This is a genomic window from Sporosarcina obsidiansis (assembly GCF_009651005.1).
In the GTDB taxonomy this organism is placed as follows: Bacteria; Bacillota; Bacilli; order Bacillales_A; family Planococcaceae; genus Sporosarcina; species Sporosarcina obsidiansis.
The window spans coordinates 1-10,783 of the sequence record NZ_WHVW01000037.1 but is presented as its reverse complement, the minus strand read 5'-3'; the positions used below and the strand labels follow the sequence as shown (position 1 = coordinate 10,783).

8 protein-coding genes and 1 riboswitch are annotated in these 10,783 nt (G+C 41.3%); of the genes, 7 read left to right on the top strand and 1 reads right to left on the bottom strand.

Annotated features, from left to right (window positions below):
• Positions 1 to 106: 106 nt before the first annotated feature.
• Positions 107 to 376: a hypothetical protein gene (locus tag GD002_RS17290; protein ID WP_228548415.1), complete on the bottom strand. Its 270-nt coding sequence runs from the start codon at positions 374 to 376 to the stop codon at positions 107 to 109.
• 141 nt (positions 377 to 517) lie between these two features.
• Between GD002_RS17290 and GD002_RS17285 the strand changes: the two genes are divergently transcribed.
• From GD002_RS17285 to GD002_RS17255, 7 genes are all read left to right on the top strand, one after another.
• The gene (locus GD002_RS17285; RefSeq protein ID WP_153733615.1) at positions 518 to 1,981 is read left to right on the top strand and encodes a nicotinate phosphoribosyltransferase; all 1,464 of its coding nucleotides are present in this window, start codon (positions 518 to 520) and stop codon (positions 1,979 to 1,981) included.
• A 19-nt stretch (positions 1,982 to 2,000) separates the two neighbouring features.
• Positions 2,001 to 2,825, top strand: a complete 825-nt coding sequence (gene nadE, locus GD002_RS17280; protein WP_194841675.1) for an ammonia-dependent NAD(+) synthetase — start codon at positions 2,001 to 2,003, stop codon at positions 2,823 to 2,825.
• A gap of 118 nt (positions 2,826 to 2,943) precedes the next feature.
• The gene (locus GD002_RS17275; protein ID WP_153733613.1) at positions 2,944 to 3,891 is read left to right on the top strand and encodes an AAA family ATPase; all 948 of its coding nucleotides are present in this window, start codon (positions 2,944 to 2,946) and stop codon (positions 3,889 to 3,891) included.
• Between the two features lie 8 nt (positions 3,892 to 3,899).
• Positions 3,900 to 5,078 (top strand): DUF58 domain-containing protein, encoded by a 1,179-nt coding sequence (locus GD002_RS17270; RefSeq protein WP_194841674.1) that lies wholly within the window; start codon positions 3,900 to 3,902, stop codon positions 5,076 to 5,078.
• Complete coding sequence (locus GD002_RS17265; RefSeq protein ID WP_153733611.1) at positions 5,075 to 7,243, top strand: transglutaminase domain-containing protein; 2,169 nt, start codon at positions 5,075 to 5,077, stop codon at positions 7,241 to 7,243. Before GD002_RS17270 ends, GD002_RS17265 begins: the two co-directional genes overlap by 4 nt.
• Before the next feature lie 187 nt (positions 7,244 to 7,430).
• On the top strand, positions 7,431 to 9,002 hold the full coding sequence (gene guaA / locus GD002_RS17260; RefSeq protein WP_153733610.1) for a glutamine-hydrolyzing GMP synthase: 1,572 nt from the start codon (positions 7,431 to 7,433) through the stop codon (positions 9,000 to 9,002).
• A gap of 12 nt (positions 9,003 to 9,014) precedes the next feature.
• Positions 9,015 to 9,116, top strand: a riboswitch (purine riboswitch).
• An 80-nt stretch (positions 9,117 to 9,196) separates the two neighbouring features.
• Positions 9,197 to 10,531: an NCS2 family permease gene (locus GD002_RS17255; RefSeq protein WP_153733609.1), complete on the top strand. Its 1,335-nt coding sequence runs from the start codon at positions 9,197 to 9,199 to the stop codon at positions 10,529 to 10,531.
• Positions 10,532 to 10,783 lie beyond the last annotated feature (252 nt).

Below are 10,783 nucleotides of genomic sequence, written 5' to 3'. Positions count from 1 at the left end.
TTTCTCTGGTTCTAGAACAGAAATAACAAAAGAGTGGGAAATCGTGACGATTTCCCACCCTTTTGTCTACAGTCTGAAACACCTTCCTCATCGGAAGGTGTTTTTTTTATGCTTTTTCTTTTAATCGGTCGACATATTGTTTTGCTTCCAATAAAGAGAAACCAAACAGTTCTCTTGCCAATTTCACTGCTTGTACGCTCTCGCCTTCTAAGATTAGTGAGCGGATTTCATCATTAGCAGGAGGCTCAGGAAAGTCTTGTGTGAGTTGATCTAAAATAGATTGTTGCCGCGCTAATCGACGTTCAATGGAGTCTAATTTGCTCAATATCATATAACCAAACAAGACCAGGACTGCTACTAGTAATATCGTACTCAATAATATCCCTCCTTTACTTCTGTACGAAGTGGAAAGGAAAAAGTTTCACGTGATTTTTCTGACGAATAAGGTTACTTTACGAAGAAAAAGGGGAAATAGTGTATAATGGAAGCATTATTGCATCGGAAGAAGGAGACGACTATGAGTTCATCATATCAAGACGATAGCCTAGCGTTACATACAGATCTTTACCAAATTAACATGGCAGAATCTTATTGGGCAGATGGGATACACGAAAGAAAAGCTGTGTTTGAAGTGTATTTTAGGAAAATTCCTTTTGGAAATGGCTATGCGATTTTTGCGGGTCTGGAACATGTATTGAAATATTTGCAGGAGTTTTCATTTACTGAGAGCGACCTGGCGTATTTGCGCGAAGAACTTGGATTTGCTGATGATTTTCTAGAGTATCTGAAAGATGTTCGTTTCACCGGAGACGTCTATTCTATGAAAGAAGGAGAGCTTGTATTCGCGAATGAACCCATCATCCGAATAGAAGCACCTTTAATTGAAGCGCAGTTGATCGAGACGGCATTGCTCAATATCGTCAATTACCAAACATTGATCAGTACGAAAGCGAGCCGTATCAAGCAAGTCGTAAAAGATGATGTGGTGATGGAATTCGGTAGCCGTCGCGCACATGAAATGGATGCAGCGATTTGGGGCGCCAGAGCAGCTGTCATTGGTGGAGTGGAATCAACCAGTAATGTGCGGGCTGGAAAACGTTTCGGCTTAACAGTTTCAGGCACACATGCGCATTCATTCGTGCAAGCTTACAAGGATGAATACACGGCATTTAAAGTCTATGCGCAGCGTCATAAAGACTGTGTATTTTTAGTAGACACTTACAATACATTGAAAATTGGTGTGCCGACCGCCATTAAAGTAGCTAAGGAATTAGGAGATTGCATCAATTTTATCGGTGTTCGACTCGACAGTGGAGATATTGCGTTCCTGTCTAAAGAAACCCGACGTATGTTGGATGAAGCAGGATTCCCTGATGCTAAAATCGTCGTCTCCAATGATTTGGATGAATATACGATTTTGAATTTGAAAGCACAAGGAGCTCAAGTGGATATTTGGGGTATCGGTACGAAGTTAATTACTGCTTATGATCAGCCAGCACTTGGAGCGGTCTATAAAATTGTTTCTATTGAAAACAGTGATGGAGAGATGGAAGATACGATCAAAATCTCTGCCAATGTGGAAAAAGTCACAACACCAGGCCGTAAGAAACTATATCGGATTATTGATCTGGAGAATGGCAAAGCAGAAGGCGACTATATTACCATGCATGACGAAGATCCAACACAAGAAGAACGAATTAAAATGTTCCATCCTGTCCATACCTTTATCTCGAAATTTGTCACAAACTTTAAAGCGGTCAATTTACATGAACAAGTAATTCGAAATGGTGAAGTGATCTATGAAAATCCACCTGTCTATGACATACGTGCATTTGCATATGAGAATCTCACGCTATTATGGGACGAATATAAACGCTCATTGAATCCAGAAGAGTATCCAGTCGATCTCAGTCAAAAATGTTGGGACAATAAAATGCGTAACATTGAAGAAGTGCACGAAATGGTACATGACTACAAATGATAGCAAAGGAGTGGGAGCGTTGACATTGCAGCAAGAAATTATCAAAGCATTACGTGTGAAGCCGGTGATTGATCCGCAGCAAGAGATCCGAACTTCCATTGACTTTTTAAAGGCATATTTGAGAAAGAACACGTTTTTACAAGGCTTTACATTAGGGATTTCAGGAGGGCAAGATTCTACGTTAGTTGGTAAATTGGCGCAGATGGCGGTCGATGAGTTGAATGAAGAAGAAGGAAAAGAAAATTATCGTTTCTACGCCATTCGCCTACCGTATGGGGTTCAATTTGACGAAGATGATTGTCAAGATGCGTTGAGTTTTATTCGGCCATCTGTGGTTTATACCGTGAATATCAAAGAGGCAGTGGATGCGAGTGAGCGTGCTCTAGCAAATACAGGCTTGCATATTTCTGATTTCGATAAAGGAAATGAAAAGGCTCGAGAGCGAATGAAAGTTCAATACTCTGTGGCGGCCGTCCATCATGCTGTCGTTCTAGGAACCGACCACGCAGCAGAAGCGATTACAGGTTTCTACACGAAATTCGGCGATGGCGCAGCCGACCTCATGCCTATTTATCGACTGAATAAACGTCAAGGAAAACAGTTGCTGGAGGCGTTAGATTGTCCTCTTCATTTATACAATAAAATTCCGACAGCCGATCTAGAAGAAAATAAACCGGCGATCCCGGATGAAATTGCGTTAGGTGTAACCTATGATGAAATCGATGATTACTTGGAAGGGAAACAAGTCTCCGAGGAAGCTCAGAAGCAAATAGAAGGTCATTATTTACGTTCTGCCCATAAACGACACTTGCCTATTACAGTCTTCGATGACTTTTGGAAATGAAAACTGCCTGCCTTTTGTCTAACAGAGGGCGGCAGTTTTTCTGTTTGTCGGACCTATTGGTTTCAGGTATGATAGTTTTATATAGATAATGAAGACAGTGACATGAGGGGGGAACTACATGCATTCACGGTGGATCGAACAAGTACTGACGAATATAGAGAAAGTCATTGTCGGCAAGCGAGAAATTGCGGAGTTGAGCATCACTGCATTGTTAGCAGGTGGACATGTATTGCTCGAAGATGTTCCAGGCGTTGGTAAGACGATGTTGGTAAGAGCGCTAGCGACTTCGATTGGAGCACAATTTAAGCGCATACAATTCACACCTGATTTGCTGCCATCCGATGTTTCAGGGGTTTCAATTTATAACCCTCAGACGATGCAATTCGAATTTCGTCCAGGACCACTAATAGGCAATATCGTTTTAGCGGACGAGATTAACCGTACTTCTCCGAAAACACAAGCAGCTTTACTTGAAGGGATGGAGGAGTCATCCATTACAGTGGATGGCAAGACGATTCAGTTGCCTAAACCGTTTTTTGTGATGGCTACACAAAATCCAATTGAATATGAAGGAACGTACCCATTACCGGAAGCTCAATTGGATCGTTTTATTTTCAAATTAAAAATGGGTTATCCGACAAAAGAACAAGAAATGGATATTTTAAAAAGGGCAGAACAACAAACACCAATCAATCAAATTGGAGCGATTGTCACAGTAGAGGAATTGATAGAATTACAGCGTGAGGTCCGGGAAGTAATGGTGGATGATACTATCGTGTCCTATATAGTAGATTGTGCAGAAGCAACTCGTCAACACGAATCAGTAGCATTAGGCGTCAGTCCACGTGGATCATTGGCGCTCATGAAGGCCTGCCAAGCATATGCGTTTATCCAAGGGCGTTCGTTCGTTTTGCCTGATGATGTGCAATACCTTGCACCTTTCGCATTTTCGCATCGTTTGATTTTGCGACCGGAAGCGAAATATGAAGGAATGGACCCTGGCATACTCATCCGACAAGTGTTGTCTCGTATAGAAGTGCCAGTTCAGCGGCCTTCTTCTGTATGAAGCAAACGATGAAACGTATGAAGTCAATCAGCAGTATAGTAGGTGTCTTTGGGATCGGCGTAGCGGCGTATGCCTTTGCGAAGTTTCAAGGCGGCTTCGTGAGCTGGTTTATCTTCTATATGATAATGCCTTTCGTTCTATATTCGGTCATGCTTTATTTTTATCCACTACGAGATTTTACTGTGAAACGGCAGGTCTCTGCTGGACAAATGACTCGGGATGGACGAGTAACTATCCGTTTGTCCATTTCCAGAAAGCTACCCTTTCCTCTTTTGTATACGGTAATTGTAGATCGAAGACAGCATGCGAGCAAAGAGCGGACAGTCCAGCAAATCGTACTTTTAGGTTTTCGAAGGCAGTATGAGTTTTCGTATACGTTGACGAATGTTCAACGTGGGGAATACATCTTACCTGCAGTGGAAATTGAAGTGGTAGACTTTTTTAATTGGATTCGGAAGAGACGCGTATATATGGTTCAAAGTTCCTTTTTAGTGTATCCAAAAATAACTGATATGTTATACGAATCGGCTGTTTCACGTACGAGCGAAGGGCAGAAGGTGTCGGCTTTTATGCTGGCCAAGGATGCCGCTATGCCATCGAGTGTTCGGGAATATGCAACTGGTGACAGAATGTCTTGGATTCATTGGAAATCGTTTGCTCGTACGAACAAGCTAATGACTAAAGAATTTGATGAACAAAAATCTGAGCAATACACGGTGCTGTTAGACAGTTCTACTTCAGATACATTCGAGGAAGGGGTAGAGTTTGCAGCGTCTCTTCTCGTATCTGCCAGACAGCATCAAGCCGCACTTACCTTGATGATTGCGGGTCAACAGCCTATAGTACTACCTTCTATTCAATCTGCAAATCAAATGCAGCAAGCGTTGGTACATTTGGCGAAAATTCAGCAAGTTGATTCGAATATTGTCTCAATTCCTATATTGCAAGTAGAGCAAGGGAACATGATACTGGTGATTACAGGAAACCTACGTATGGATTTCATTCATCGCATTCTTCTGTCGTATTCAAAGCCATCCTCTATCGTTTGTTTTGTGACCTGTGCTGATGACCCAAACACAGAAGATCTCGATCTCATAATTGATCAAGTGAGACAACTGGGGATCATCGTACGAATCGTTAGCAAATCAAATGTTTCATTGGCGCTAAAAGAGGCGGTGGTTTCATGAGGAAGAGTAAATTGAACTGGAAGGTCTTAGTGCTTTTATATGTTTTGAGTATCGTGTTGCTCTGGGAATGGTTTATCCCGATTATGGAGTTGACTGACTTCGGTTATCCTTCTTTGTTCCTTATTTATCTGGTCGTGTTTTTTGTGCTTGCACTATTTGATGTGGTTTGGTGGTTAAGTACGACTTTGCAATTACTTTATATTTTATGGACCGTGCACTACATCTATTTTGATCAATTGTTTTTCTCGATGCGGTCAATTGGTGTGATCCTTACAGACGTCCAACAGAATATTATTTACTTGTTTCAAGGTAATATAGGCGATTTATCGAATTTATTTCGTACTCTATTGTTATATACGTTGATTTGGATGATTGCTTATTTAATTCGCCATTGGATTGAAGTGCGCAATAGTATGATGTTGTTTTTCTCCATCACCGTCGTGTTCATCGCGCTTTTAGATACGTTTAGTCCATATGATGCTTCGACCTCTATTGTGCGGATTATGATGGTGGGTTTACTGATGGTAGGGTATTTGACACTCATCAATTTGGCTGGTAAGGAGAGAGTTCCTATTCGGCCTAAACGATTGTTACTGCTTTCCTTACCGCTGTTATTACTCGTTGCTCTTGTCGGGTTGCTATCTAGAAATGCTCCTGTCCATCCACCTGCCTGGCCTGATCCTGTACCGTTTTTATTATCAATGAGCGATGCGTCAGGAAATAAGGCAGGAACAAATACGGCAAAGGCTGGCTATGATCCTGACGATTCACAATTGGGTGGGGCATTTGAACAAGATCATCAGTTAGTATTTGAGGCAGATGTACAGGAACGGCAGTATTGGCGAATCGAGACAAAGGATACGTATACATCTAAGGGGTGGGTGCAAAATACAGAGTCAGAGTCTGAAATCTTGCATACGAATGAAGAACTGTGGGAATCAGAAGATGTACAGCCATCTTACGCAAAACTAACCTTTACAGAGCCACTGCCTTTTCTAGTCACTCCCTATGGAACTCGCAAATTATTATATCCGGAGTCGCTTTCGATCATGCATGAGGAAAAAAGAAACCGTTTATATATGCTGATGGGTATGCAAGAAGAAATCGGGCAATACGAAGTGGAATATGTCTCTCCCAAATATTCAATGTCCGAATTAAAAAAGTCGGAAATGATGTCATATGAAACTGTTCCGGAAGATTTGAACAGTTATTTGCAACTTCCTGAGGAATTACCAGTACGTGTGAAAGAATTAGCCTTATCCATCACGGAAACGAAAACAGGGATTTACGACAAAGTAAAAGCGGTGGAGCAGTATTTTAAGCGGAATGGTTTTACCTATGAGACACAAAATGTGGCGGTTCCAGGGCCCCAGCAGGATTATGTAGATCAATTTTTATTTGATACGAAAAAAGGGTATTGTGATAACTTTTCTACGTCCATGGCTGTCATGCTTCGTTCTGCGGGAATTCCTACACGTTGGGTGAAAGGCTTTGCGCCTGGTGAGCTTTCATACAAGGCGTCTGGAAAAAGTGTCTATCGTGTGACGAACGACGAAGCACATTCGTGGGTAGAAGCTTACATTCCAGACGTAGGGTGGATGCCTTTCGAACCAACGATTGGTTTTACTCATCCGACAAACATAGACTTTGATGCGTCGGCTACAGATGGAAAAGAGCAAATTGAAAAAGCACCAGAGAAACCAGAAGTTGAAAAAGATGTACAGTTGCAGAAAAAGAATGACAAAACATCGTCGATATTCAGCAAGTTGAAAGGCAATCTCATTTGGTTTTTCACTCAATGGTGGCTGTATGTAGTGTTGGTACTTTTACTAGCTGGCGGTATGTTCTTGGCGTATCAGAAACGAGTACGCTGGCTACCGAAATGGAAAGTGAAGCAACTTCGTAAGAAACAGGATGGTTGGCGGAAATTTGAAGAGCAATATTTGCAGCTCTTACAGCAATTGGATCGTGTAGGAATACCGAAAGAACCTGGGACCACTCTTTCTCTTTATGCGCTACAGGTAGATGAACAATATGGCGGTGAACGCATGCGTGAGTTAACAGCTGCGTACGAGAAGGGAATCTATGGGAAAGATCAGCTATCTCAAGATTGGATTAAATTGAATGAAGTTTGGGAAGATTTAATTATTAATACAACTTGTTGATTTTTTTAAGAAATATGCGTAAAATATGTAGCGAATCAATGCTTGATATGTCCTCAATATATCTGGCTATAACGAACGTCGGCTGTCATCGAATAGGGCGGTATGTATTCTTTGGCGAAAAAGACGCGTGGAAAGTTGACTTTCTTACGCGTCTTTTGTGATTGAGGCATAAATTTGCATTAGTAAAATGGAAGAGGTGGATCAGTTGTCAAATGCTCCTTTGTTAGTCGAACAAGAAAAAATTGTGGTTCTTGATTACGGCAGTCAGTATAATCAGCTCTTCACGCGAACAATCCGTGATTTTGGAGTGTACAGTGAGCTACATGCACATACCACGACTGTTGAAGAATTGAAGGAGATGAATCCAGCTGGTATTGTCCTTTCTGGCGGAACTGCTTCGATTGGTGATGATACTGCTTATGATATCGATCCGGAAATATTCACGTTAGGCATTCCTGTATTAGGTATTAATTATGGAACACAACTCATCGTGAAGCATTTTGAGGGTACGATGGAAAAAACAGAAGACTGCACATATCAACAAGAGTCGATTACGGTGGACACCACATCTACATTGTTTGCTGGTCAAACAGAGAAGCAAAACGTCTGGATGAGCCACAGCGCTCACGTTGCTGAATTACCTAAAGGGTTTACTGCATCTGCAAAAGATTCTGCTGGTAAAATTGTAGCGATTTCAAACGATGAACAACAGATCTATGCTATTCAATTCCATCCTGAAGAGCATCATTCAGAACATGGTAAAGAATTATTGCGCCACTTTATTTTCGAAATCTGTAAAGCGCAAGGCGACTGGACAATGGAACGTTTCATTGAAATAGAAGTTGAAAAAATCCGCTCGACTGTTGGTGATCGCAAAGTGCTTTGTGCATTGAGCGGTGGCGTGGATTCTTCAGTAGTGGCGGCTTTGATTGACCGTGCAATCGGCGATCAACTTACGTGTATTTTTGTCGACCACGGACTACTTCGTAAGGGTGAAGTGGAAAGTGTTGTGAAGACTTTTAGTGAACAATTCAGCATGAACTTCATTAAAGTGGACGCACGTAAACGTTTCTTGGACAAGCTAGCAGGTATTACAGATCCAGAACAAAAGCGTAAAATAATTGGTAATGAATTCATTTACGTGTTTGATGAAGAATCTGCTAAGTTGGATGGCATTAAATTCTTAGCGCAAGGTACAATCTATGCGGATATTATTGAAAGTGGTACAGCGACTGCTGCTACAATCAAATCTCACCATAATGTGGGGGGATTGCCTGAAGATATGGATTTTGAGTTGATCGAACCTCTCCGTGCGTTATTTAAAGATGAAGTGCGTGCAGTTGGTGCAGAACTGGGGTTGCCGAGTGAAATTGTTCATCGTCAACCTTTCCCAGGACCAGGTCTAGGTGTTCGTGTACTTGGTGAGATAACTGAGGAAAAATTGGAAATCGTTCGAGATGCAGATTGGATTTTGCGTGATGAAATTGCAAAAGCAGGGCTTGATCGTTCTATCTGGCAATATTTCGCAGTACTTCCGAATATCCGAAGTGTAGGTGTTCGTGATGATAAGCGTTCGTATGACTATGCAGTTGGTATTCGTGCCGTTCATTCGGTTGATGGAATGACAGCTGACTGGGCACGTATTCCTTGGGATGTACTTGAGAAGATCAGTACACGTATTACGTCCGAAGTTGATCAAGTCAACCGTGTCGTCTATGATATTACGGCCAAACCGCCCGGTACTATTGAGTGGGAATAAACCCTATTAGTTTAGGGCACAATTAAATAAGATCGTATAACGCTGGGAATATGGCCTAGAAGTCTCTACCGAAACACCGTAAATGTTTCGACTACGATCCTAAATAGAAGAACTATTTTCTATTGGATTGACTAGAGGCATACGAGTATATTTCGTATGCCTCTTTTTACATAATGAGCGTAAGGAAGGTCATAATGAGAAAATATTTTGAGTTTGATAAGTTGGGCACCAATTATCGTCGCGAAATTATCGGTGGGATCACAACGTTTTTAGCAATGGCTTATATTTTAGCAGTTAATCCAATTATGCTGTCATTAGATGTAATACCTGATTTACCGGATTCCATGCGAATGGATAAAGGCGCTGTTTTCGTTGCAACAGCACTTTCTGCTGCAGTCGGAACATTGTTCATGGGTTTAATTGCTAAATACCCGATTGGCTTGGCACCTGGGATGGGGTTAAATGCATTTTTTGCCTTCACGGTCGTGTTAACATACGGCGTTCCGTGGCAAACAGCTTTGACAGGTGTTTTGTTTTCAGGAATAATTTTTATCATTCTTTCATTATCAGGCTTGCGTGAAACGATTATCAACGCAATCCCTTCCCAGTTAAAATTTGCAGTCGGCGCAGGTATCGGACTATTCATTACATTCCTTGGGTTGCAAAACGCCCACATAATAGTAGGGGATGAAAATACTCTAGTGGCACTGGGCGATTTAACAGCAGGACCTACGTTATTGACAATTTTCGGTCTGGTAGTGACCGTCATAATGATGGTACGTCAAATCAAAGGAGCTATCTTCTATGGTATGATTATGACTACCGTTTTGGGTATGCTAGTCAGTCTAATTGAAGTACCACATAAAGTGGTGGATAAGATTCCGCCTGTGGGACCGACGTTTGGCGCAGCATTTGATGTGTTTACCAATGACCCTGCTTCATTAATGACTACTCAATTTCTTGTTATCGTCATTACCTTTCTGTTTGTTGATTTCTTTGATACAGCAGGTACATTAGTTGCAGTTGCTACACAAGCAGGACTTATGAAAAATGACCGTTTACCGCGCGCAGGAAAAGCATTGCTCGCTGATTCATTAGCTACGGTAACAGGTGCTGTAATGGGAACATCTACAACTACTTCTTATATAGAATCAACAGCAGGAGTAGCTGCAGGCGCGAAAACTGGCTTTGCTTCTATTGTTACTGCAATCTTATTTTTATTGGCTTTGTTTTTCTCGCCACTCTTGTTAGTTATTACACCAGCAGTCACTGCGCCTGCTTTAATCATTGTAGGGGTGTTGATGGTGTCAACATTAGGAAATATTGAATGGTCTCGTTTTGAAATTGCTGTTCCAGCATTCTTCACAATCATTGCCATGCCGTTGACATATAGTATCGCAACAGGTATTGCGATCGGCTTCGTATTTTATCCGATTACAATGCTGGTAAGCGGCAGGCGAAAAGAGATTCATCCAATTATGTATGGATTGTTTGTGATTTTCATTTTATATTTTATTTTCATTAAATAGAGATACTTACTACAAACCGTTCCCTATTGAGAGGGAACGGTTTTTGATTATCTTTTAGCTTAGAAAGTGTTAGAAACTATAAAAACAAGTATACTTTGAAAAGTATTTTATCAAACTTGTTGACAATAGGACAAACCTTTGTTATAGTTATGGAACAGTCAAAAAAACGACTGCAATGAACCTTGAAAACTGAACAGCAAAACGTTAACGAAATATACGTTTGTGCATTGGTTCTGCCGGTGACACAAACAC

Coding starts and splice junctions, on each gene's coding strand:
- GD002_RS17285 (WP_153733615.1), top strand. CDS start 518: ATGAGTTCATCATATCAAGACGATAGCCTAGCGTTACATACAGATCTT.
- GD002_RS17275 (WP_153733613.1), top strand. CDS start 2,944: ATGCATTCACGGTGGATCGAACAAGTACTGACGAATATAGAGAAAGTC.
- GD002_RS17270 (WP_194841674.1), top strand. CDS start 3,900: ATGAAACGTATGAAGTCAATCAGCAGTATAGTAGGTGTCTTTGGGATC.
- GD002_RS17265 (WP_153733611.1), top strand. CDS start 5,075: ATGAGGAAGAGTAAATTGAACTGGAAGGTCTTAGTGCTTTTATATGTT.
- guaA (WP_153733610.1), top strand. CDS start 7,431: ATGGAAGAGGTGGATCAGTTGTCAAATGCTCCTTTGTTAGTCGAACAA.
- GD002_RS17255 (WP_153733609.1), top strand. CDS start 9,197: ATGAGAAAATATTTTGAGTTTGATAAGTTGGGCACCAATTATCGTCGC.